This is a genomic window from Pseudomonas entomophila, assembly GCF_029478665.1.
Classification (GTDB): Bacteria; Pseudomonadota; Gammaproteobacteria; order Pseudomonadales; family Pseudomonadaceae; genus Aquipseudomonas; species Aquipseudomonas entomophila_F.
The window spans coordinates 12,037-34,577 of sequence record NZ_JARPQB010000055.1; the positions used below are offsets into that span (position 1 = coordinate 12,037).

Below are 22,541 nucleotides of genomic sequence, written 5' to 3' on the forward strand. Positions count from 1 at the left end.
ACTGATGCAGGCGCTCGGTGGTGCGCAGCACTTCGCCGATCAGCCCGCGCTGGCTGTCGAGGAAACGATTGAAACCCCGGGCCAGGTCGCCCAGCTCGTCCTGGCGCGAATCGTCCAGGCGATGGCTGAGGTCGCCTCCACCACTGCCGATCTGCACCAACGCTGCGGTGACCTGACGGATCGGCCGCACCAACCCGCGCGCCAGCAGCACCACCAGCAACAGCGACACCAGGGCGACCGCGCCGCCGATCAGGCTGGTCAGCCAGACGGCGTGGCGCATCTGGGCATAGATCTCGGCTTCCGGTACCTCGGCGACCAGGGTCCAGTTCAGGTCGCGCAGGGGCAGGCCCAGTGCCAGGTAGCGCTCCCCGTCACGGTCGAAGCGGGTGCTGCGCAGCCCAGCGGCACCGCTCATCACCGCCTTGGCCGCCTCCGCGTCCAGCTGCTCGGCCAGCTGGCGCTTGCCGCTGAACTGCTGGTCGGGATGGACCTGGATCAGGCCATCGTTGCGCACCAGGAACACCTTGCCATGCTCGCCGAAGCTGAAGTCATGGATCAGCTTCGACAACTCGGTCATGCGCAGGCCCATGCCGGCCACGCCGACCAGTTGCCCGGCCTTCTCCACCCGATAGTCGATGAACAGCGCCAGCTCGCCCGTGGAGCCGTCGACGTCGATGTTGATCAGGCGCTCGGCGCCACTGTCGATGTAGCCATAGAACCACTTGTCCTTGGGGTTGGCGCGGCTGAGGGTGCGGTCCAGCCCCTTCTCGTTGTAGTAGTGGCCGGTGCTGGTGGAGGCGAACAGGGTGGTGAAGGCCTTGTTGCGCTGCTTGGCGGCCTCGAGGTATTCGATGAAGCGCGGCAGCTCGGCGGAATCCTCCCCGGCGGCCAACCAGTCACGCAACAGGGTGTTGCCGGCGATATCCGCCGCCGCCACCAGCGGCTGGCCGAGCATGCGCTCGATGTCATTGCGAATCGCCTCGACGCTGGCCGGCAGCGCCGTGTCGACCAGGTAGCGCTCGGTGAGGCGGTTGACCGCCACCGTATAGATCGCCACCACCACCAGGATGCTCGCCAGCAGGGCGCCGCCCATGCTTGCGATCAGTTGCCACTGGATACTCCGCCGCCAGATGCGCATGCCAAACTTCCCCGCCAATTATTGTTTTTGGGAAAGTGTATACACTCAAGTATCCAGTTTATCCAGCGCCCTTGTAGGAGCCCACCTTGCTGGCGAACTGCGGTGCCAGTGTTCTACTGGCCCGGCTGTTCGCCAGCAAGGCTGGCTCCTACAAGGGTTGCGCATTCTTTTGTTATTGGTCGCCGATGGTCCGGCTGATGGCATCGACGGTGGCGTCGATCTGCGCCTGGGTGCGCTCGAGGGTGCGGTCGTGCTCGCGCTGCAGCTCGATCTGCTTGGAGCACAGGTTCAGGGCCGCCAGCACCAGCAGCTTGTCGCCGATCAGGGTCGGGAACTGGCGCTTGGTTTCGGCCAGCGCGACATTGAGCATGCGCACGGCCTGGTTCAGGGTGTCTTCCTGGCCCTCGGGGGCCTTCAGCGAATAGTCGTTGCCAAGGATCGACACGACATTGATCGGCTGTTCTGGCCGTCTCATGCGTTCACGACACCCGCGCTGGCGCGCTCGACCAGGGCCTGGATGCGGGCGGCGGTGGCGCCGTGCTTCTCTTCCTGTTCCATCAGCGACAACTGCAGGCTGTCGTTCTCTTCCTTGGCCTGGGCCAGTTCCTGGCTGAGGCTGGCGTTCTGCTCGGCCAGTTGCGCGTTCTTGTGCATCAGGTCGCTGACCAGTTGCTCGAGTTGATTCAGGGAAGTTTCCAACATGCGTCTATCTCGGGTTGTTGCAAAGGGCGCACACGATAAGGAAAAACCTGCGCCCCCGCCATTAAATATCGGATTCAAAAGGTTTTTGCCTGGGGAGGTTGACCGGATATCGCCCCCCTTGTTCCGGCCTGCGCCAACCGCTGGTCAGGAAGTTCGTTAGCGACTTCACACTTTCATCATTCGCCACTCAAGACTGGCCGGTCACGACCGATAGGCAGGTAGGTCTTTTTCCGTCGCATGGATCGCGGCCCCCTCACTGCCTTGGATACCGCCTCCATGTCCCTACGCAACATGAACATCGCCCCGCGTGCGCTGCTCGGGTTTTCGGTCATCGGCCTGCTGATGCTCGGCCTGGGCGTGTTCTCCCTGATCCAGATGGGCAACATCCGCCAGGCCGGCGTGACCATCGAAGAAGTCAGCGTGCCCAGCATCAAGACCCTCGATGAGCTGACCGCGCTGAACCTGCGCCTGCGCACCCTCTCCTACCGCCTGCTGCTCAACCGCGAGCCGGCCACCCAACAGGAGACCCTGCGCCTGCTGGACGAGCGCAACGCGCAGATCGACAAGGCCCGCCGTGCCTACGAGCCGTTGATTGCCGCCAGCGACGAACACGCCGCCTACGACCAGTACAGCCAGTTGCTCAACCAGTACCGCCAGCTCGAGGCGCGCATGCGTACCCTGAGCCAGGCCGGCGACCTCGACGCCCTGCGCGACCTGCTCAACCGCGAACTGCTGGACAACTCCGAGCAGGTCAACAAGGTCATGGACACCCTGGTACGCATCAACACCGACCAGACCAGCGCCACCAACGCAGCCGCCGCCAGCCAGTACAGCGGCGCCTTCGGCCTGGTGATCAGCCTGCTGGTGGCCGCCACCGTGCTGACCCTGCTGTTCGCCTTCCTGCTCACCCGCAGCATCGTCAAGCCCATCGACGAAGCGCTGAAGTCCGCCGAGCAGATCGCCGAGGGCGACCTCACCCACCACATCGACGCCGAAGGCACCGACGAGGCCGCGCGCCTGCTCAAGGCCATGGCCAAGATGCAGGACAAGCTGCGCGACACCCTGCAGCTGATCGCCGGCTCCGCCACCCAGCTGGCTTCGGCCGCGGAGGAGCTCAACAGCGTCACCGACGAGAGCGCCCGCGGCTTGCAACAGCAGAACAACGAGATCGAGCAGGCCGCCACCGCCGTCACCGAGATGACCAGCGCGGTCGAGGAAGTGGCGCGCAACGCGGTGAGCACCTCGGAAGCCTCCAGCGAAGCCAGCCGTTCGGCCGGCGATGGCCGCGACCTGGTGATGGAGACCGTGGGCGCCATCGAGCGCATGAGCGGCGACGTGCAGGCCACCGCCAAGCTGATCACCCACCTGGCCGAGCAATCGCGCGACATCGGCAAGGTGCTCGACGTGATCCGTGGCCTGGCCGACCAGACCAACCTGCTGGCGCTCAACGCCGCCATCGAAGCCGCCCGTGCCGGTGAGGCCGGCCGTGGCTTCGCCGTGGTCGCCGACGAGGTACGCGCCCTGGCGCATCGCACCCAGCAGTCCACCAGCGAGATCGAGCGGATGATCGGCAGCATCCAGGGCGGCACCGAGCAGGCGGTGGACTCGATGCGCACCAGCACCGAGCGCGCCGAGTCGACCCTGAACATCGCCCGTGGCGCGGGCCTGGCGCTGGACACCATCGCCGGCGCGGTGGCGCAGATCAACGAGCGCAACCTGGTGATCGCCAGCGCCGCCGAGGAGCAGGCCCAGGTGGCCCGCGAGGTGGACCGCAACCTGGTGAACATCAACGACCTGTCGGTGCAGAGTGCCACCGGGGCGAACCAGACCAGCGCGGCAAGCGCCGAGCTGTCGCGCCTGGCGGTGGACCTGAGCGGGCTGGTAGCGCGGTTCCGTACCTGAAAAAGCTGGGGCCGCTTTGCGGCCCTTTTCGCGGCACAAGGCCGCTCCTACAGGAAAACGCGTAACCCTGTAGGAGCGGCCTTGTGCCGCGAAAGGGCTGCGAAGCAGCCCCATACGTATTCAGATCAATACTCGATCCGCACATCCCCCTTCGGCACGCTGCAGCACGACAGGATGTAGCCCTCGGCCTCATCCTCTTCAGTGATCCCACCGTTGTGCTCCATCTCCACCTCACCACCCAGCTTGAGCACCTTGCAGGTGCCGCAAATCCCCATCCCGCAGGCCTTGGGGATCATCAGCCCGACCTTGGCCGCCGCCGCGTGCACGGTCTCGCCCGGGGCCACGCGGATGCTCTTGTCGCTGCCGACGAACTCCACCAGGTTGAGGTCGGCCACATCCACTTCCGGCGCATCGGCGGCCTGCTCGGCGTGCTCCACCGCATCGGCCTTGGCTTCCGGCGGCGTCGCGCCGAACGATTCCTCGTGGTAGTTCTTCATGTCGAAACCGACGGCTTCGAGCATGCGCTTGACCGCGCTCATGTAGGGCGTCGGGCCGCAGCAGAAGATGGTGCGCTCGAGATAATCCGGGGCGATCAGCTCCATCAGCCGCTGGTTCAGGTAGCCGCGGTAACCCGCCCACGGCTCGCCCAGCCCGTGCTTCTCGCAAATGATGTGCAGGCTGAAGTTGGGGATGCGCGAGGCCATCTGCTCCAGCTCGCGGTGGTAGATGATGTCTTTCGGTGAACGGGCGCTGTGCACGAACACCATGTCGACATTGGCGTTGGTGTCGTAGAACCAGCGCGCCATGGACATCACCGGGGTGATGCCGACACCGCCGGAGAGATAGAGCACCTTGCCCGCCGGGAAGTCGATGGCATTGAACAGCCCCACCGGCCCGTGCACCGGCAGTTCGGCGCCTTCGTGCATGGTGTCGTGGAGGAAGTTCGACACCAGCCCGCCCGGTACGCGCTTGACGGTGATGGAGAAGCTGTAGGGCACCGACGGTGAGCTGGAGATGGTATACGAGCGCATCACCGGCTTGCCTTCGATCTCCAGTTCAAGGGTCACGAACTGCCCGGGCTTGAAGAAGAACATGATCGGCTGGTCGGCCATGAAGCAGAAGGTGCGCACGTCCCAGGTCTCCTGGATGACCTTGACGCAGCGCACGATGTGGCGGCCATTGGCCCAGGTCTGGGTGGTGACCGGATTGAGGAAGGTATCGGACATGTTCATCTCCAGCAGCCGACTGTCGGCCTTTCTTATGCCTCCGATAATGCGCAAGCCGGGGGCTGTGTACATTCCCATCCGCGACATCGGCGTGCTTATCGCGACCAGCCCCGCGCTACAAGGGTTGGCGCGTCGGAATTCGATTCGGCCATGTCGCCCGTGGACATGGCCGTTTCCCGGCCCGAACGCACACTCCGGCAAAAGAACAGGTTGTTTATCCACAGCAGCCTTGCGGCATAAAAACAACGAAACGATTAGCCACCTTTCGCCGGCCGACCACGGCCCTGAGGACCACACGATGGACGTCACCGCAACCCTGAGCCTGGGCGATCCACTGGAACCTGCACGCAAGGCCACCGCCGAGATGCTGCAGACCCGCGAGCGCACCTACTCGCTGCCGCAACCGTTCTACAGCGACGAACGCCTGTTCCAGATCGACATGCAGGAGATCTTCCACAAGGAGTGGCTGATCGCCGGCCTGGTGTGCGAGATCCCGGCCAAGGGCAACTACATCACCCTGCAGATCGGCAAGAACCCGATCATCGTGGTGCGTGGCGCGGAAGGTAAGGTGCATGCCTTCCACAACGTCTGCCGCCACCGCGGCTCGCGGCTGTGCGTCAGTGAAAAGGGCAAGGTGGCCAAGCTGGTGTGCCCGTACCACCAGTGGACCTACGAGCTCGATGGCCGCCTGCTGTTCGCCGGCACCGAGATGGGCGCCGATTTCGACATGAACCAGTACGGCCTCAAGCCTGTGAACGTGAAGGTGGCCGGTGGCTACATCTTCATCAGCCTGGCCGAGAACCCGCCGGCCATCGACGAGTTCCTGGCAACGCTGGACCACTACATGGAACCGTACGACATGGAGAACACCAAGGTGGCGGTGCAGACCACCTTGATGGAAAAGGCCAACTGGAAGCTGGTGCTGGAGAACAACCGCGAGTGTTACCACTGCAACGGCTCGCACCCCGAGCTGCTGAAGACGTTGCTGGAATGGGACGACACCAACGACCCGCGTGCCAGCCAGGAATTCAAGGACCACGTGGCCGCCTCCGCCGCCGCCTGGGAAGCTGAGAAGATCCCCTACCTGCACAAGAGCCACGGCCTGCGTAACCGCATCGTGCGCATGCCGCTGCTCAAGGGCACCGTGTCGATGACCATGGACGGCAAGCAGGCCTGCCAGAAGCTGATGGGCCGCATCAAGAACCCGGACCTGGGCTCGATGCGCATCCTGCACCTGCCGCATTCGTGGAACCACTGCATGGGCGACCACATGATCGTGTTCACCGTGTGGCCGATCAGCGCGCAGGAGACCATGGTCACCACCAAGTGGCTGGTGCACAAGGATGCGGTGGAAGGGGTCGACTACAACCCTGAGGACATGCGCAAGGTCTGGGACGCCACCAACGACCAGGACCGCCGCCTGGCCGAAGAGAACCAGCGCGGGATCAACTCCACGGCCTACCAGCCAGGGCCTTATTCGAAGACCTATGAATTCGGCGTGGTGAATTTCATCGACTGGTACAGCCAGCGTTTGCTGAACAACCTTGGGGCGGAGCCTGCGTCGTACCTCAAGGAGATCAAGGCACAGTAACCTGCGCCCCCCGCCCTGTAGGAGCCAGCCTTGCTGGCGAACAATCACACCGCGGTTCGCCAGCAAGGCTGGCTCCTACAGGTTACATGCCGCATCAGAATACTCGGGGGTCAGCAGCCACTGCCCACCTAGACTCTCCCGACCACAAGGGAGATCACGGATGAACCCCGCTCACGCTCGTCACCTACGCAAAGGCCGCTATTCCGAACCAGGTCGTCTCTACATCGTCACCAGTGTGGTCGACAAGAGGCAGCCATTGTTCGCCGACTTTCACCTCGCACGCACAATGGTTGCCCAACTGCGCCATGCCCACGACCAGCAGTGGGTGTCCAGCCTCTGCTGGGTAGTCATGCCCGACCACGTCCACTGGCTGATCGAACTACGCCAGATCGAACTTTCGAACCTCATGCGCCGGGTCAAATCCAGGAGCACGCTGCTCATCAATAAAGCAGCCGCCCGCCAAGGCCGCCTCTGGCAAAAGAACTTCCACGATCACGCCCTGCGCCAGGACGAAGACATCTGCACCGCCGCACGCTACATCGTCAGCAACCCCTTGCGGTCCGGGCTCGTACGCAGCTTGCGCAACTATCCACACTGGGACGCCGTTTGGCTCTGATCAAAAAACGTCCAAACCACCGCAACCCACGCTCTGTAGGGTGCGCAGACACCCACCAACACTTTATCCACAGCACGGCCAACAGCAATTGTGGAAATGCTTCGGAGAACTGCCGGCAATAAACTGATCAAATTTCGATCAAATTTGTGTAAGCCAATGAATTCAATGGCTCCAGAGTTATCCAAACAACTTGTCCACACCTTCGCCAACAGACTTTGTGAGCAAATCAGTCTCTGTGCGGGAATCCACTGTGGATAACGCTACAAGCCCCTGAAAATACTGATTTCCAGGCAGAACAAAGCCCTACTGATCAGTTTTTGACCAAAACTGGCAAAGCCAATGGAATCAATGCCTGTAGCGCACACCAAACATATTATCCACAGACCCACCAACAGCCATTGTGGGAAAGATTCGTCCTTTACCCCGGCATGGAAACGAAAAAGCCACGGTCGGGCCGTGGCTTTCACTGGTCAAGAAATGATCAAAACCCTACAAGCACCATGAACAAAGGCCTGTAGCAATACACAAACACTTTATCCACAGAAGCCCCAACAGATTTTGGGTACAACGCCTCAGCGTAAAACCCCCTCCTCCAGCAACAGCTTGAGGATGGCTTCAGCCCCTTCCTGTGGAGAAACATCCTTGAGCACCTTGCCGCCCCCGCCACTGGCCTTGGCCGTGGCGGCCTTCATACGGTCGGCGCCGCTCTTGGCCTTGATCACCTTGAGTCGCTTGGGCCGCGGACGGGCCGGTTGCAGAGCATCCTCGCCCAGCACCGGATCCTCCACCACCACGACGTTGCGCGCCGCCAACACACCCCGGCGAGCCGGGCCGAAGGCACTCTGGCGTGGCTTGGGCGCGGCGTTATCCACAGTCGCCAGCAACGGCAGGCGTACTTTCAAGCGGCGCCGCTGGCCCCGTGGCAGGGCCTGCAGTACCTGCGCGGTGCCGTTCTCGATAGATTCCACCTCGGCCAGCCCGACCACCAGCGGCCAACCCAGCTTCTCGGCCAACAGGAACGGCAGCATGCCCGAACCTTCACCCGTCTCGGCCTGGCTGCCTGCCAGCACCAGCTGGGCACCGGCATCACGCAGGTAATCCCCCAGCACGCCCAGCACATCCGCGCCTGCTGGCTGCTCCAGGACATCCAGATGCGCCAGCCCCATGCCCAGGTACGCACGCAGGGCCTCTTCACAAGGGTCACCGGCATGCACCACCTGCAAGTTATCCCCGGCCAGTTGCAAACCGAGTTCCACGGCGCGGGCATCCTGCTCGGCGCGGCGGGCGCGGCCGGAGCTGGGGTGGGCACCGATCGAGACCAGGCTGATGACTTTCGTACTCATGCTCGCTGCCCCTATGCCGCGTCGCGCTGGCCGCCGCTGCGGTAGTTACCCACAGCGTCGATCAGTGCCTGAAGAATCGCCGAGCTGTCGCCGATTACCGACAGGTCGGCCCGCTTGATCATGTCGCAGCCCGGGTCCATGTTGATCGCCACCACCTTGTCGCAGGCACCGATGCCCTGCAGGTGCTGGATGGCGCCAGAGATACCCACAGCCATGTACACCCGCGCCGTGACCCAGGTGCCGGTGGCACCCACCTGACGGTTGCGCGGCATGAAGCCGTCGTCCACCGCCACCCGCGAGGCGCCTTCGGTGGCGCCCAGGGCAGCCGTGGCCTGGTGGTACAGGTCCCAGTCCTTGACGCCGTTGCCGCCGGAGACAATGAACTCGGCCTCGGCCATGGCGATGGCGGCCGGGTCCACGGCCACCGGGCCAAGGTCCTCGATGCGCGACAGGCTGCGTGCGATGCCTGTGGACAACTCGACGGGCAGCGCTTCGTGGCGGGTTTCGCTGACCGGCTCGGCGCATTCGGCGGCGGCCAGGATCACGCGTGGCAGATCACGTTGAATATCTTGCTGGCCAGCACCGGCACGGCCAATACACTGGCCATCCTTGACCTGCCACACCCGCGTCGCCGGGCGCTCGCCCAGGGCGGCGGCAAAACGCCGGCCCAGTTCACCACCACCGGTACGGCTGTCGGGCAGCAACCAGTGGCGTGGAGACAATTGGTTATCCACAGCCCGCAGGCCCTGCACCAGTTGCTCCGGTGCATAACCCTCGAACGCCTCGCCCTCGATGACCAGCAAGCGGTCGACGCCGGCTGTGGAAAAGCTGTTTTCCTTGTGTTCGCCAAAAACGATGGCCAGCACCGCGCCGTCGCTGCCGGCCAGGCTGTGGGCCAGGCCGAGCAAGTCGCGGTCATGGCTGCCCAGGCGGCCGCCGACCATGTCCGGCACCACGGCGATGTAGAAAGCCGGCTCCGCCAACTGGTGCAGCGGCAACTGCACTTCGGCGGCTGCCGTGCGCCGCCCGCCCACGCCGGTGCCCTGCTGGGCGCCGCTGCGGTCGATGCGCTTGAGGCCGTTGGGGCCGATGAAGCCTGCGGCGATCGCGTGCGGGTTCTTGCGGATGACGCCGTGGGGGCCCATCCAGCTCGTCTGTTGCGTCTGCATCGCCGCATGCAGCGGATGTAGGCGGTTACGGGCGATCCACTCGGCGCGTGGGTCGCGGCGGATGATGTCGGTCATCAGTGCACCTCCGCAGGTTCACGTTTGGCTGCCTGCGACTTGGCGGTTGCAGGTGCTTCGTCTTCGATCAGCACGTCGGCCACCAGCTCGGCGATATCCTTGATTTGGGGGCGCGGCTCGACCACGCCTTCGAGCATCGCCGTGCACTGGGGACAACCCACCGCCACCAGCTCTGCCTGGGTCTCGCGGATATCGTCCATGCGCATGTCGGGAATGCGCTGCTTGCCAGGGATATCGGTGATCGGCGCACCGCCGCCACCGCCGCAGCAACGGGAGCGGAAGCCCGAACGTTGCATTTCGCGCACGTCGATACCCAACGCCCTGAGCACGTCGCGCGGGGCTTCGTACTCGCCGTTGTAGCGGCCCAGGTAGCACGGGTCGTGGTAGGTGACGCTGCCACCCTTGTGCTGGCCGAGGTTGAGTTTGTTCGCGGCAATCAGTTCGGCGATGTAGGTGCTGTGGTGCTGCACCTGGTACTCGCCGCCCAGCGCGCCGTACTCGTTCTTCAGCACATGGAAGCTGTGCGGGTCGCAGGTGACGATGCGCTGGAACTGGTACTTGGCCAAGGTCTGGATATTGCGTTTGGCCAGTTGCTGGAAGGTCGCCTCGTCGCCCAGGCGACGGGCCACGTCGCCGCTGTCGCGTTCTTCCAGGCCGAGCACGGCGAAGTCCACGCCCGAGGCCTTGAGCACTTTGACGAACGCGCGCAGGGTGCGCTGGTTGCGCATGTCGAAGGCACCGTCGCCGACCCAGAACAGCACATCGGTGCGCTTCACCTCGGACAGCAGCTTCAGGCTGAGGTCGGCCGCCCAGTTCATCCTTCCGCCCGGGGCAAAGCCGCCGGGGTTGTCGGTGGCGATCAGGTTGTCCAGCACCTCGGCGCCCTTGTTCGGGGTGGCGCCCTTCTCCAGGGTCAGGTGGCGGCGCATGTCGACGATGGCATCGACGTGCTCGATCATCATCGGGCACTCCTCCACGCAAGCGCGGCAGGTGGTGCACGACCACAGCGTCTCGGCGTCGACCAGGCCGTTGACGATTGGCTGGTGCGGATGGCCACCATGCTCACCGACCGGCTTGCCCGGATAAGGGCTGCCAGCGAACTGTGCATCGGTGCCACCGGCCAGGCCGATGACCATGTCCTGGATAAGCTTCTTCGGGTTCAACGGCTGGCCGGCGGCGAACGCGGGGCACATGGCCTCGCACTTGCCGCACTGCACGCAGGCGTCGAAACCAAGCAACTGGTTCCAGGTGAAGTCGACCGGTTTTTCCACGCCCAGTGGCGCGCTCGGGTCTTCCAGGTCCAGTGGCTTGAGACCGGTGGAGCGACCACCGCCGAAGCGTTCGGCGCGGCGGTGCCAGGCCAGGTGCAAGGCACCGGCGAAGGCGTGCTTCATCGGGCCGCCCCAGGTCATGCCGAAGAACAGCTCGGACACGCCCCAAAGCACACCAATGCCCAACAGCGCGACAAGCACCCAGCCACCGGTACCTTCCGGCAGGATGCCGGCCACCGGCAACGTGGCGATGAAGAAGCTCGCGGCGAACATCAACAGGCTCTTGGGCAAGCGCATCCAAGGGCCCTTTGACAGGCGCGACGGCGGGTTCAGGCGGCGTTTGAAGACGAAGATCGCGCCGGTGAACATGATCACCGTGGCCACCAGCAGCGCGTAGCCGAGAATCTTGCTGTGCAGGCCGAAACCATGCACCAGGATCGCCAGCACGGCCGACAACACGAAGCCGCCTGCGGTGGCCACGTGGGTCTTGGACATGTACTTGTCGCGCTCGACCACATGGTGCAGGTCCACCAGGTAGCGCCGTGGCATGGCCAGCAGGCCGCCGATCAGGTCGACCTTGCTCGGCCGCCCGCGCCGCCACATGCGCACCCGACGCAGGGCGCCGAGCACCGCCAGGCCAAGGGCGGCGAACAGCAGGATGGGTAGAAGGGTGTTCAACATGGGAAGCTCCCACAACAGCTGGATTCTTGCGCCGCTCCCAAGAGCGGCGCGGACCCCTGTAGGAGCGGATTCATCCGCGATGAGGCCGGCACAGGCGGATGAGCTGTCTCTGCCGACGCTATCGCGGATAAATCCGCTCCTACAGGGGGGCCAATCCCGCCTCTAGAGGCGGTGCGATCAGAAGTCCTTGCACAACCGCAAGGCGTCGTAGATCGCCGCATGCACGTTGCGCTGGGCCACGCAGTCGCCGATGCGATACAGCAGGTAGCCCTCGCCCGGCTGGCCGAGGATCGGCTGCGGCTTGATGGCGAACAGCGCCTCCACATCGATCTGGCCCTTGTTGCGCGAACCGTCCTTCAGCGCGTAGTACAGCTGCTCGTCGGGACGCACGCCGTTCTCCACCACCACTTGGTCGACCACGCGCTCTTCCTTTGCGCCGGTGTATTCGTTCTCCAGCACCGCCACCAGCTTGTCGCCTTCGCGGTAGACCTTTTCCAGCATCATGTCGCCGGTCATGATCACTTCTTTCGGGTACATGCTGCGGTAGTAGGTCGGGAAGGTGGTGCCGCCCATGGCCACGCCCGGTTTGATGTCGTCGGTGACGATCTCGACCTGGCTGCCCTTGTCGGCGATGAAGTCAGCCACCGACATGCCGGTGAATTCGCAGATGGTGTCGTACACCAGCACGTTCTTGCCCGGCGCGACCTTGCCGTCGAGCACGTCCCAGCTGCTGACCACCAGCCCTTCGGCGGCGCCCCAGTGCTCGTTCTGCTCGAGGAACGAATGCCCGCCCACGGCAAGCACGATGATGTCCGGGCGCAGGTCCTGGATGGTCGCCACGTCTGCGGCGGTGCCCAGGCGCAGGTCGACCTTCAGGCGGGCGAACTCCAGCTGGTACCAGCGGGTGATGCCGGCGATCTGGTCGCGTTGCGGCGCCTTGGCGGCGATGGTGATCTGCCCGCCAATCTGCTCTTTCTTCTCGAACACGGTGACGTCGTGGCCACGCTCGGCGGCGACGCGTGCCGCTTCCATGCCGGCAGGGCCGGCGCCGACCACCACCACCTTGCGCTTCGGCCCGGTGGATTTCTCGATGATGTGCGGCACGCCCATGTATTCACGGGAGGTCGCGGCGTTCTGGATGCACAGCACGTCCAGGCCCTGGTACTGGCGGTCGATGCAGTAGTTGGCGCCCACGCACTGCTTGATCTGGTCGACCTGGCCCATCTTGATCTTGGCGATCAGGTGCGGGTCGGCGATATGTGCGCGGGTCATGCCGACCATGTCGACGTAGCCGCCTTCCAGAATACGCGTGGCCTGGTTCGGGTCCTTGATGTTCTGCGCGTGCAGCACCGGGACCTTGACCACTTCCTTGATGCCGGCCGCCAGGTGCAGGAACGGCTCCGGCGGGTAGCTCATGTTGGGGATGACGTTGGCCAGGGTGTTGTGGGTGTCGCAGCCCGAGCCGACCACGCCGATGAAATCGAGCATGCCGGTGGCGTCGTAGTAGGCGGCGATCTGCTTCATGTCCTCGTGGCTCAGGCCATCGGGGTGGAACTCGTCGCCGCAGATGCGCATGCCCACGCAGAAGTCATCACCGACCTCCTTGCGCACCGCCTTGAGCACTTCCAGGCCGAACTTCATGCGGCCCTCGAAGGTACCACCCCATTCGTCGGTACGCTTGTTGACCCGCGGGCTCCAGAACTGGTCGATCATGTGCTGGTGCACGGCCGACAGTTCGACGCCGTCCAGGCCGCCTTCCTTGGCCCGGCGCGCCGCTTGCGCGTAGTTGCCGATCACCCGCCAGATCTCTTCCGGCTCGATGGTCTTGCAGGTGGCGCGGTGCACCGGTTCACGGATGCCCGATGGCGACATCAGGGTCGGCCAGTTGAAGCCGTCCCAGCGCGAGCGCCGGCCCATGTGGGTAATCTGGATCATGATCTTGGCGCCATGCTTGTGCATGGCGTCGGCGAGGTTCTGGAAGTGCGGGATGATGCGGTCGGTGGACAGGTTCACCGACGACCACCACTCCTGCGGGCTGTCGATGGCCACCACCGACGAACCGCCGCAGATCGCCAGGCCGATGCCGCCCTTGGCCTTCTCTTCGTAGTACTTCACGTAGCGGTCGGTGGTCATGCCGCCGTCAGTGGCGTAGACCTCGGCGTGCGCGGTGCTGAGCACGCGGTTGCGGATGGTCAGTTTGCCGATCTGGATCGGCTGGAACATTGCTTCGAATGCCATGACGCTGTCTCCGGCTTACAACGGCTTCGTAACGAACAGGCCATCTTCGTGGCCTTCTTCCGACCCGCCGTAGACCTGCTCGGCCACGGTGCGGATCGAGCTGCCGCGGGCAGCGAGAATCTGGTCCATGGCCCCGGCGAACCAGCCGGTGAACATGTAGTCGACCTTGCGGCCGCACTTGCCATAGACGTACACGAACGCGGAGTGCTTGAGCTTGACGCTGCAGGTGCCCTTGTCCAGGTCGATGTCCTGGATCTGGAACAGGCCCCAGCCGCGCTGCGACAGGCGTTTCATGTAGTGCTCGAACACCGCCACGCCTTCCAGGCCATGGCACTCGGCTTCTTTCTCGCACCAGTGCCAGGCAGACTTGTAGCCAGCCTTGTAGAGGATCTCGGCATACTTGTCGGCGCCCAGCACTTCCTCGATGCCCATGTGGTTGTTGACGAAGAAGTGGCGTGGCACGTAGAGCATCGGCAGGGCATCGCTGGTCCAGACACCGGTCTCGCTGTCGACTTCGATTGGCAATTGCGGGGCGATCTTGGCCATGGAAACTCAACTCCATACAAATTTTTATTGGTGTGCCCCGGCGTTGCTGGCAGGGGCTTTCAGGCTCGGAGTGCGGCTTTACTCGCCCCACACATCCTTGAGGACGTTGACCCAGTTTTCGCCCATGATCTTGCGCACCACGCGTTCAGAGTGGCCGCGCTTGAGCAGGGTCTCGGTGAGGTTGGGGAACTCGCCGACGGTGCGGATGCCCAGCGGGTTGATGATCTTGCCGAAGTTGGTCAGGCGCCGGGCGTAGCCCTTGTCGTGAGTGAGGTACTCGAAGAAGTCCTGGCCGTGGCCCTGGGTGAAGTCGGTGCCGATGCCGATGGCGTCTTCACCGACGATGTTCATGGTGTACTCGATGGCTTCGGCGTAGTCGTCAATGGTCGAGTCGATGCCCTTGGCCAGGAACGGCGCGAACATGGTCACGCCGACGAAGCCGCCGTGGTCGGCGATGAACTTCAGCTCTGCGTCGGACTTGTTGCGCGGGTGTTCCTTAAGCCCGGAAGGCAGGCAGTGGGAATAGCAGACCGGCTTCTTCGATTCGAGGATGACCTCTTCGCTGGTCTTGGAGCCCACATGCGAGAGGTCGCACATGATGCCCACGCGGTTCATCTCGGCGACGATCTCGCGGCCGAAGCCCGACAGGCCACCGTCACGCTCGTAGCAACCGGTGCCCACCAGGTTCTGGGTGTTGTAGCACATCTGCACGATGCCCACGCCGAGCTGCTTGAACACGTCGACGTAGGCGATCTGGTCCTCGAAGGCATGGGCGTTCTGGAAGCCGAAGAGGATGCCGGTCTTGCCCAGCTCCTTGGCCTTGCGGATGTCGGCGGTGGTACGCACCGGCATCACCAGGTCGCTGTTCTCGCGGATCAGCTTCTGGCTGGAGGCGATGTTGTCGACGGTGGCCTTGAACCCCTCCCACACCGACACCGTGCAGTTGGCCGCGGTCAGCCCGCCCTTGCGCATGTCCTCGAACAGCTCGCGGTTCCATTTGGCAATGATCAGGCCGTCGATGACGATGCTGTCGGCGTGAAGTTCGGCTGGGCTCATCAGGCTGTCCCCTTTTATCGAGTTTGGCTGCGCCGAATCCTGTGCCGGCGCTTTGGGGCCAGCATATGCCTGCGGCTGGATGCGCCCCGATGCAAAAACGACAGGGGGTTTGCCGAAAGCGTCAACGCCCTCCCCGACGCGCTCTGGCACGGCCTTCGCAGATGAGAGCCAGTCTCGACAACCCAGGTTTGTAAGGCTTTGATGAACTTTTTGTCAGGGAGCTATCGCCGCCGCCACCGGCTGAGCGAGAATCCTGCGATTCGTCAGCCTGATCGGGAGAAAACGGATGAAATCAATGGCATGGCTGGTTCTGCTGGTTGTCGCGTGCGGCGCGCAGGCCGCCGAGGAAGAAAGCACGCCCTGCGACAACGTCGAGAGCGACCAGCAAGGCTACGCGTGCGCCGCCTACAACAAGCAAACCGCCGAGCGGGAGCTGAAGTCGGCCTACGAAGACTTGATCCAGCGCATTCGCGACCAGTACGCGGACGAGAGCGACAAGGCAGCGGCGCTGACCGGCAAGATGGAAGCCGCCGAAAAGCTCTGGGCGCAGTTGCGCGATGCCGACTGCAAGGTCGAAACCTATGCCGAGAAGCCCGGCAGCAAGGCGTTCGAGGCGGCGTGGAACACCTGCGTGGCACAGCGTAGCGATGAACGCTCGGAGTACTTGCAGTCGATCGGGCAGCAGTAGGGCGCCAGCACCAACCTCACCCTGTAGGAGCCAGCCTTGCTGGCGAACCAAGCGCCGCGAAGGATGGCCAGTACCACCAGCTCCTGCAGGGGTGATGCATCAGGCCGCTGACGGCTTCAGCTCGACCACATGGGTCTTGTTGAAATGCCCGTCCATGCTGACCTCATCCACCAACAGCTTCTGCGCTGGCCAGTCGAAGGTCAAACGCAGGTAGGTGCCTGCATTCAAAGCTCCGGTCTTGAATTGGGGCACGCTACCGAAACTGTGGTGGTATTTGCCAACGTTCCAGTGGGTGTGGCCGGTAAACACCGCCACCACGCCATGTTTCTCCAGCAATTTGGGAAACACACCATAGTGAATCTTCATATCCTGCCACTCCCAGTCCTTGTGCATGTTGACGATCACCGTCTCGCCCTTGGCCTGGGCCTCCTCCAACTGCCGCTCCAGCCAGCCCAGCGAGCGGGTGATCACGAAATGGCGCTTGGGCTTGAATGACCAGCCGCCCCCCGTGCTCCACTCCCGTTCATAGGTCGGTTCGTTGTTCAGCTGGATGATGCGCACCCGGCCCACCGTGACCGAATAGGACAGTGACCCCTCATGGGTGTCGTTCTCATACCGGTAATCGAAGGCGTTGACCGGCCCGATGGCCTGGACCCAGGCAATGTGGTCGCAAACGGCATCACGGGCGCAGCCATTGTTGCCGCAGTCGTTCACGTTGTTGTCGTAGTCATGGTTGCCCAACCCGGGCAGCGTCAGCGGTCCGCCCACGCCAGCCGCCATCTTGCGGAACATCTTCTGCACCGCGCTGCGCTCGCGGCCATGGCCGTACTCGGTGATATCTCCATTGATCACCACCGGCACGTGATAAGGCTCGGCACGCTCGCGGCCGATCGCCTCGTAGACCGGCGCGGTCTTGTGCCAACCCGCCGAGTCGACCTCCTCCTGGTACTCGTCGAAGCGCTGACTCATGTAGCGGAACCCTTGCGGGTCCGAAGCGATGATCATCTTCTGTCGGCCCTGCGGGTACTCGACCAAGCGGTTCCAGCCGGAACGGTAGTAATCCCCGTAGGTGTCGGTGGTGGTGTCTTCGCAACCCGCCACGGCAGCGTTGGCCCAACCGGCCGGCATCACCAGCGACGACGCCAGCAGCAGCGTGGGCAACAGCGCCTTTGGGATAGGTAGTGTAAGAATCATCCAGGCAATCCTCGTTCAATGAGTGAACTGCCTACGCTAGATATAAACACTGCCAACAATAATCAGGAAACAGGTCCTACTGAGACGCTGCGTTCGCCTGACGATCCTGGCGCGGACAGCGCTCGAACCGCACCCGGTAGCAGCGGGTGAAATACGAAGCCGACTCGAAGCCGCAGGCCACGCCCACCTCCAGCACGCTCATGTCGGTCTGGCGCAACAGTTGCCGGGCCTTGTCCAGCCGCAATCGCAGATAGAAGCCGCTGGGCGTGTCGCCCAGGTGCAGACGGAACAAGCGCTCCAACTGACGCCGGGTGACTTGCACCGCATCGGCCAGCACCTGGGTATTCAACGGCAGCTCGGTGTTGCGCTCCATCTCGCCGATCACCTTGACCAGCTTCTTGTTGCGCAGCCCGTAGCGCGTGGCGATCTGCATGCGCTGGTGGTCCTGGCGCGGGCGGATGCGCCCGAGCACGAACTGCTCCGACACCTGAACCGCCAGCTCACTGCCATGGGCCTGGGCGATGAGATCGAGCATCAGGTCGATGGAGGCGGTCCCGCCCGCGCAAGTGATACGCCGACGGTCGATCTCGAACAGTTCCTGGGTGGCCTGCAAGCGTGGGTAGCGTTCCTTGAACGCCTCCAATGCCTCCCAATGCACGGTGGCGCGATGACCGTCGAGCAGGCCGGCCTCGGCGAGCACCATGGCACCGGTATCGATGCCACCGAGCACCACGCCTTCATGATCGAAGCGACGCAACTGCTGCTGCAACACCGCCCCATGACAGGCCAGCGGCTCGAAGCCAGCGACCACCAGCAGCAGCCGGGGATGCTCGCCCTCGCCCAGCACGCCATCGGCATTCACCGACATGCCATTGCTCGCTTGCACCGCACCGCCGTCCAGGCTCAGCACGCGCCAGCGATACAGCGGCCCACGGAAGCGATTGGCTACTCGCAGCGGCTCGATGGCACTGATGAAACCCATGGCCGAGAAGCCCGGCAGCAGCAGGAAATCGATGGTTTCGGGCATTGCTCGCTCCACAGTGAAAGTGGTCGCCTCCGTGCAAGTCTTGGTCGCCAGGGTGCGATTTTCCATCCCGCTGCCAGCGTAGCTTGTTCACACGGCCCGCAGAGGCCGGCACCCATAAAAAACGCACTGCCGATGGAGAGCCACCATGCAACGCTTTATCCGCCGCAGCCTGTTGTCCCTCGCACTCAGCACCACCCTCGCCACACCACTATTTGCCGCCGAACCTGCCGCCTGCAAGGACGTGCGCCTGGGCGTGGTCAACTGGACCGACGTGATCGCCACCAGCGCCATGGCCCAGGTGCTGCTCGACGGCCTGGGCTACCAGACCAAGCAGACCAGCGCCTCGCAGCAGATCATCTTCGCCGGCATCCGCGACAAGCGCCTGGACCTGTTCCTGGGTTACTGGAACCCGATCATGACCCAGACCATCACCCCGTTCATCCAGGCCAACCAGGTCAAGGTGCTCGACAAGCCCAGCCTGGAAGACGCCCGCGCCACCCTCGCCGTGCCCAAGTACCTCGCCGACAAGGGCCTGAAGACCTTCGCCGACATCCACAAGTTCGAGAAGGAACTCGGCGGCAAGCTCTACGGCATCGAGCCGGGCTCGGGTGCCAACACCCAGATCAAGGCGATGATCGCCAAGAACCAGTTCGACCTTGGCAAGTTCCAGTTGGTCGAGTCGAGCGAGGCCGGCATGCTCGCCGCGGTCGACCGCGCGGTGCGGCGCAAGGAGGCGGTGGTGTTCTTCGGCTGGGCGCCGCACCCGATGAACGTGAACATCGACATGGTCTACCTCGGCGACAGCCAGGACGCCCTCGGCCCGGACGAGGGCCGTGCCACGGTGTGGACGGTGACCGCGCCGGACTATGCCGCACGCTGCCCCAATGCCAGTCGCCTGCTGGCCAACCTGAGCTTCAGCGCCGAGGACGAGAGCCGGATGATGCAGCCGCTGCTCGATCACAAGGATGCCCTGGAGTCCGCCCGCCAGTGGCTCAAGGACCACCCCGAGGACAAGGCGCGCTGGCTTGAAGGGGTAATGACCTTCGACGGCAAGCCGGCTGCTGACAACCTCAAGCTCAGCGCCAACTGACAGATCGCATCGCGGATGAATCCGCTCCTACAGGATGCAGCACGCCCGCTGTAGGAGCGGATTCATCCGCGAAAAGCCCACAAACGATTCCAGAAGGAACCCCCATGAACCACGACGTCATCATCACCTGTGCCCTCACCGGTGCCGGCGACACGGTCGCCAAGAGCCACCTGGTCCCGGTCACCCCGAAACAGATCGCCGAATCCGCCGTCGAGGCCGCCAAGGCCGGCGCCACCGTGGTCCACTGCCACGTCCGTGACCCGCAGACCGGCCGCTTCAGCCGCGACGTGAACCTCTACCGCGAAGTGATGGAACGCATCCGCGAAGCCGACGTCGACATCATCGTCAACCTCACCGCCGGCATGGGCGGTGACCTGGAAATCGGCCCGGGTGAATCGCCCATGGAGTTCGGCCCCGGCACCGACCTGATCGGCCCGCTGGAGCGCCTGGCCCACGTCGAAGCGTTGCTGCCGGAAATCTGCACCCTCGACTGCGGCACCCTCAACTTCGGCGACGGCAACGCCATCTACGTCTCCACTCCCGCGCAACTGCGCGCCGGAGCCAAGCGCATCACCGAACTGGGCGTGAAGGCCGAGCTGGAAATCTTCGACACCGGCCACCTGTGGTTCGCCAAGCAGATGATCAAGGAAGGCCTGCTGGACGACCCGCTGTTCCAGCTGTGCCTGGGCATCCCCTGGGGCGCGCCGGCCGATACCACCACCATGAAGGCCATGGTCGACAACCTGCCCACTGACGTGACCTGGGCCGGCTTCGGTATCGGCCGCATGCAGATGCCCATGGCCGCCCAGGCGGTACTGCTCGGCGGCAACGTGCGGGTGGGGCTGGAAGACAACCTCTACCTCGACCGCGGCGTGCTGGCCAGCAACGGCCAGTTGGTCGAACGCGCGGCGGAAATCATCACCCGCATGGGCGCCCGCGTGCTCACCCCGGCCGAAGGCCGGGAAAAGATGAACCTCAAGCGCCGCTAACCCCCTGTAGGAACCGGCTTTGCCGGCGAACACCGGCAAAGCCGGTGCCAGCCACCGCCCAATCAGATGCCCTGGAGTTCGACATGCCTTTCATCACCGACATCAAGACCTTCGCCGCCCTGGGTAGCGGCGTGATCGGCAGCGGCTGGGTCGCTCGCGCCCTGGCCCACGGCCTGGACGTGATCGCCTGGGACCCGGCGCCCGGCGCCGAAGCAGCCCTGCGCAAACGCATCGCCAACGCCTGGCCAGCCCTGCAGAAACAGGGCCTGGCGCCCGGCGCCGCGCAGGACCGCCTGACCTTCGTCGCCACCATCGAGGCGTGCGTGCGCGACGCCGACTTCATCCAGGAAAGCGCGCCCGAACGCCTGGACCTCAAGCTCGACCTGCACGCGAAGATCAGCGCCGCGGCCAAGCCCGACGCGATCATCGGTTCCAGCACCTCGGGGCTGCTGCCCAGCGAGTTCTACGAGTCGGCCACCCACCCCGAACGCTGTGTGGTAGGCCACCCGTTCAACCCGGTGTACCTGTTGCCGCTGGTGGAAATCGTCGGCGGCCGCAACACCAGCCCCGACGCCATCGAAGCGGCGAAGACCATCTACACCGCGCTGGGCATGCGCCCGTTGCACGTGCGCAAGGAAGTCCCCGGCTTCATCGCCGACCGATTGCTCGAAGCGCTCTGGCGCGAAGCCCTGCACCTGATCAACGACGGGGTAGCCAGCACTGGCGAGATCGACGATGCGATCCGCTTCGGCGCGGGCCTGCGCTGGTCGTTCATGGGCACTTTCCTCACCTACACCCTCGCCGGCGGCGACGCTGGCATGCGCCACTTCATGGCCCAGTTCGGCCCGGCGCTGAAGCTGCCCTGGACCTACCTGCCGGCCCCGGAACTGACCGACAAGCTGATCGACGATGTGGTGGAGGGCACCTCGGAGCAATTGGGCGAACGCAGTATCGCCGCCCTGGAGCGCTATCGTGATGACACCCTGCTGGCGGTGCTGGAGGCCGTGCGCAACAGCAAGGCCAGCCACGGCATGGCTTTCGGCGATTGAGGAGAACCCGATGCCTGCTCTGATCACCTACCGAACCCCGGTCCTGGAGGACTGGGTGGATTACAACGGGCATCTGCGCGATGCCTACTACCTGCTGATCTTCAGCTATGCCACCGATGCGCTGATGGAGCGCATCGGCCTGGATGCCGACGCTCGTGGGCAGACGGGGCACTCGTTGTTCACCCTGGAGGCGCACATCAACTACCTGCACGAGGTGAAGCTTGGTAGCGAGGTGTGGGTGCAGACGCAGATCATCGGTTTCGACAGGAAGCGCCTGCACCTGTACCACAGCCTGCACCGGGCGGGGTTCGACGAGGCGCTGGCGGCCAGTGAGCAGATGCTGCTGCATGTGGACCTGGCGGGGCCGAAGTCGGCGCCGTTCGGGGAGCGAAGTGTTGCGCTGCTGCAAGGGCTGGTGGACGAACAGCGTGATCTGCAGGCACCCCAGTTTGTCGCGGCCCCACCGCGCTCAAAAAAACAACCCCGGAAAGCCGTGAGCATCCGGGGCCAAGAGCGAGCAACATCCACTGTGCATGAAGTGAGGGTGACCAAACCCTCGGTGCCGTGAATGACTTCAGTGTGCGGTCTTCCTTCCCCGGCGATTTAGCCGTAAACGACCTGTTCTTAGCCAAAGCGGCCATCGCGGCAATCTGCCCTTGCCGCGCTGACCTGGCGGACACAGAATCGATCGCACACAACAGCGGCAAAGGACAACAGTCATGATGCATGCGGACTTGATCGACCAGGACGACCTGCTGGGCCAGCTGCGCTCGCGGGGTTTCGACATTCCGGCCGGCGCCAGCGCCGAGCAGGCCTGCGAGGTGGTGATACGCGGGCTGACCGAGCCCAATGCCCGCGCCCTGAAGGGCATGGTGGAGCAGATGTACACCGGCAGCGCGACCATTCTCCCGGCCGTGCGCCAGGCCATCGACAAGCAGTTGCTGCCGGCG

Annotated in this window: 18 protein-coding genes and 4 pseudogenes; 10 read left to right on the plus strand and 12 right to left on the minus strand. The window is 64.1% G+C overall.

What is annotated here, in order from left to right; all coding sequences use genetic code 11:
- Window positions 1–64: 64 nt before the first annotated feature.
- From P5705_RS26470 to P5705_RS22415, 3 genes and pseudogenes are all read right to left on the minus strand, one after another.
- Window positions 65–1,138: pseudogene (locus P5705_RS26470) on the minus strand (HAMP domain-containing protein); the annotation flags it as partial.
- 172 nt (window positions 1,139–1,310) lie between these two features.
- Window positions 1,311–1,613: a cell division protein ZapA gene (locus P5705_RS22410; protein WP_011536152.1), complete on the minus strand. Its 303-nt coding sequence runs from the start codon at window positions 1,611–1,613 to the stop codon at window positions 1,311–1,313.
- Window positions 1,610–1,840, minus strand: coding sequence for a hypothetical protein (locus P5705_RS22415; protein ID WP_011536153.1), 231 nt, complete (start codon window positions 1,838–1,840; stop codon window positions 1,610–1,612). Before P5705_RS22415 ends, P5705_RS22410 begins: the two co-directional genes overlap by 4 nt.
- 291 nt (window positions 1,841–2,131) lie before the next feature.
- On the opposite strand from P5705_RS22415, the pseudogene P5705_RS26475 reads away from it, so the two are divergent.
- Together P5705_RS26475 and P5705_RS26480 are read left to right on the plus strand one after the other, a co-directional pair.
- Window positions 2,132–2,887: pseudogene (locus P5705_RS26475) on the plus strand (MCP four helix bundle domain-containing protein); the annotation flags it as partial.
- Window positions 2,879–3,742 carry a methyl-accepting chemotaxis protein gene (locus tag P5705_RS26480; RefSeq protein WP_431196970.1) on the plus strand — a complete coding sequence of 288 codons (864 nt, stop codon included), beginning with the start codon at window positions 2,879–2,881 and terminating at the stop codon, window positions 3,740–3,742. The pseudogene P5705_RS26475 and the gene P5705_RS26480, both read left to right, overlap by 9 nt.
- A gap of 125 nt (window positions 3,743–3,867) precedes the next feature.
- Here the strand turns inward: P5705_RS26480 and gbcB are convergent, their stop codons facing one another.
- The gene (gbcB, locus tag P5705_RS22425) at window positions 3,868–4,968 is read right to left on the minus strand and encodes a glycine-betaine demethylase subunit GbcB (RefSeq protein WP_240065285.1); all 1,101 of its coding nucleotides are present in this window, start codon (window positions 4,966–4,968) and stop codon (window positions 3,868–3,870) included.
- 298 nt (window positions 4,969–5,266) lie between these two features.
- Here gbcB and gbcA point away from each other — a divergent pair, with 298 nt between their 5' ends.
- Window positions 5,267–6,559 carry a glycine-betaine demethylase subunit GbcA gene (gene gbcA, locus P5705_RS22430; protein ID WP_011536156.1) on the plus strand — a complete coding sequence of 431 codons (1,293 nt, stop codon included), beginning with the start codon at window positions 5,267–5,269 and terminating at the stop codon, window positions 6,557–6,559.
- 160 nt (window positions 6,560–6,719) lie between these two features.
- Window positions 6,720–7,175 (plus strand): REP-associated tyrosine transposase, encoded by a 456-nt coding sequence (locus P5705_RS22435; RefSeq protein ID WP_277463052.1) that lies wholly within the window; start codon window positions 6,720–6,722, stop codon window positions 7,173–7,175.
- A 572-nt stretch (window positions 7,176–7,747) separates the two neighbouring features.
- Here the strand turns inward: P5705_RS22435 and P5705_RS22440 are convergent.
- The 6 genes from P5705_RS22440 to P5705_RS22465 form a co-directional block, all read right to left on the minus strand.
- The gene (locus P5705_RS22440) at window positions 7,748–8,518 is read right to left on the minus strand and encodes an electron transfer flavoprotein subunit beta (RefSeq protein WP_277463053.1); all 771 of its coding nucleotides are present in this window, start codon (window positions 8,516–8,518) and stop codon (window positions 7,748–7,750) included.
- 11 nt (window positions 8,519–8,529) lie between these two features.
- Entirely contained in the window at window positions 8,530–9,762 is a 1,233-nt protein-coding gene (locus P5705_RS22445; protein WP_277463054.1) for an electron transfer flavoprotein subunit alpha/FixB family protein, read from the minus strand.
- Complete coding sequence (gene dgcB, locus P5705_RS22450) at window positions 9,762–11,714, minus strand: dimethylglycine demethylation protein DgcB (protein WP_277463055.1); 1,953 nt, start codon at window positions 11,712–11,714, stop codon at window positions 9,762–9,764. Before dgcB ends, P5705_RS22445 begins: the two co-directional genes overlap by 1 nt.
- A 177-nt stretch (window positions 11,715–11,891) precedes the next feature.
- The gene (gene dgcA, locus P5705_RS22455; RefSeq protein WP_277463056.1) at window positions 11,892–13,952 is read right to left on the minus strand and encodes a dimethylglycine demethylation protein DgcA; all 2,061 of its coding nucleotides are present in this window, start codon (window positions 13,950–13,952) and stop codon (window positions 11,892–11,894) included.
- A 15-nt stretch (window positions 13,953–13,967) separates the two neighbouring features.
- A complete protein-coding gene (locus tag P5705_RS22460; protein WP_028688448.1) occupies window positions 13,968–14,498 on the minus strand; it encodes a DUF5943 domain-containing protein in 531 nt (176 codons plus the stop codon).
- Window positions 14,499–14,576: 78 nt separating this feature from the next.
- Window positions 14,577–15,554 (minus strand): dipeptidase, encoded by a 978-nt coding sequence (locus P5705_RS22465; protein WP_011536164.1) that lies wholly within the window; start codon window positions 15,552–15,554, stop codon window positions 14,577–14,579.
- Window positions 15,555–15,840: 286 nt separating this feature from the next.
- On the opposite strand from P5705_RS22465, the gene P5705_RS22470 reads away from it, so the two are divergent.
- Window positions 15,841–16,242: a lysozyme inhibitor LprI family protein gene (locus P5705_RS22470; protein ID WP_277463057.1), complete on the plus strand. Its 402-nt coding sequence runs from the start codon at window positions 15,841–15,843 to the stop codon at window positions 16,240–16,242.
- A gap of 99 nt (window positions 16,243–16,341) precedes the next feature.
- Here the strand turns inward: P5705_RS22470 and P5705_RS22475 are convergent, their stop codons facing one another.
- Entirely contained in the window at window positions 16,342–17,436 is a 1,095-nt protein-coding gene (locus tag P5705_RS22475) for a metallophosphoesterase family protein (RefSeq protein WP_277463058.1), read from the minus strand.
- 76 nt (window positions 17,437–17,512) lie between these two features.
- Complete coding sequence (locus P5705_RS22480) at window positions 17,513–18,463, minus strand: GlxA family transcriptional regulator (protein WP_277463059.1); 951 nt, start codon at window positions 18,461–18,463, stop codon at window positions 17,513–17,515.
- A gap of 145 nt (window positions 18,464–18,608) precedes the next feature.
- Here P5705_RS22480 and choX point away from each other — a divergent pair, with 145 nt between their 5' ends.
- The 5 genes and pseudogenes from choX to P5705_RS22505 form a co-directional block, all read left to right on the plus strand.
- The gene (choX, locus tag P5705_RS22485) at window positions 18,609–19,553 is read left to right on the plus strand and encodes a choline ABC transporter substrate-binding protein (protein WP_277463060.1); all 945 of its coding nucleotides are present in this window, start codon (window positions 18,609–18,611) and stop codon (window positions 19,551–19,553) included.
- 104 nt (window positions 19,554–19,657) lie between these two features.
- Entirely contained in the window at window positions 19,658–20,542 is an 885-nt protein-coding gene (locus P5705_RS22490) for a 3-keto-5-aminohexanoate cleavage protein (RefSeq protein WP_277463062.1), read from the plus strand.
- 83 nt (window positions 20,543–20,625) lie between these two features.
- Window positions 20,626–21,591, plus strand: a complete 966-nt coding sequence (locus P5705_RS22495; RefSeq protein WP_277463063.1) for an L-carnitine dehydrogenase — start codon at window positions 20,626–20,628, stop codon at window positions 21,589–21,591.
- A gap of 10 nt (window positions 21,592–21,601) precedes the next feature.
- Window positions 21,602–22,045, plus strand: a pseudogene (locus P5705_RS22500) (thioesterase family protein); the annotation flags it as partial.
- A gap of 265 nt (window positions 22,046–22,310) precedes the next feature.
- Window positions 22,311–22,541 (plus strand): annotated as a pseudogene (locus P5705_RS22505) (hypothetical protein); the annotation flags it as partial.

Coding starts and splice junctions, on each gene's coding strand:
- P5705_RS22410 (WP_011536152.1), bottom strand. CDS start 1,613: ATGAGACGGCCAGAACAGCCGATCAATGTCGTGTCGATCCTTGGCAAC.
- P5705_RS22415 (WP_011536153.1), bottom strand. CDS start 1,840: ATGTTGGAAACTTCCCTGAATCAACTCGAGCAACTGGTCAGCGACCTG.
- P5705_RS26480 (WP_431196970.1), top strand. CDS start 2,879: ATGCAGGACAAGCTGCGCGACACCCTGCAGCTGATCGCCGGCTCCGCC.
- gbcB (WP_240065285.1), bottom strand. CDS start 4,968: ATGTCCGATACCTTCCTCAATCCGGTCACCACCCAGACCTGGGCCAAT.
- gbcA (WP_011536156.1), top strand. CDS start 5,267: ATGGACGTCACCGCAACCCTGAGCCTGGGCGATCCACTGGAACCTGCA.
- P5705_RS22435 (WP_277463052.1), top strand. CDS start 6,720: ATGAACCCCGCTCACGCTCGTCACCTACGCAAAGGCCGCTATTCCGAA.
- P5705_RS22440 (WP_277463053.1), bottom strand. CDS start 8,518: ATGAGTACGAAAGTCATCAGCCTGGTCTCGATCGGTGCCCACCCCAGC.
- P5705_RS22445 (WP_277463054.1), bottom strand. CDS start 9,762: ATGACCGACATCATCCGCCGCGACCCACGCGCCGAGTGGATCGCCCGT.
- dgcB (WP_277463055.1), bottom strand. CDS start 11,714: ATGTTGAACACCCTTCTACCCATCCTGCTGTTCGCCGCCCTTGGCCTG.
- dgcA (WP_277463056.1), bottom strand. CDS start 13,952: ATGGCATTCGAAGCAATGTTCCAGCCGATCCAGATCGGCAAACTGACC.
- P5705_RS22460 (WP_028688448.1), bottom strand. CDS start 14,498: ATGGCCAAGATCGCCCCGCAATTGCCAATCGAAGTCGACAGCGAGACC.
- P5705_RS22465 (WP_011536164.1), bottom strand. CDS start 15,554: ATGAGCCCAGCCGAACTTCACGCCGACAGCATCGTCATCGACGGCCTG.
- P5705_RS22470 (WP_277463057.1), top strand. CDS start 15,841: ATGAAATCAATGGCATGGCTGGTTCTGCTGGTTGTCGCGTGCGGCGCG.
- P5705_RS22475 (WP_277463058.1), bottom strand. CDS start 17,436: ATGATTCTTACACTACCTATCCCAAAGGCGCTGTTGCCCACGCTGCTG.
- P5705_RS22480 (WP_277463059.1), bottom strand. CDS start 18,463: ATGCCCGAAACCATCGATTTCCTGCTGCTGCCGGGCTTCTCGGCCATG.
- choX (WP_277463060.1), top strand. CDS start 18,609: ATGCAACGCTTTATCCGCCGCAGCCTGTTGTCCCTCGCACTCAGCACC.
- P5705_RS22490 (WP_277463062.1), top strand. CDS start 19,658: ATGAACCACGACGTCATCATCACCTGTGCCCTCACCGGTGCCGGCGAC.
- P5705_RS22495 (WP_277463063.1), top strand. CDS start 20,626: ATGCCTTTCATCACCGACATCAAGACCTTCGCCGCCCTGGGTAGCGGC.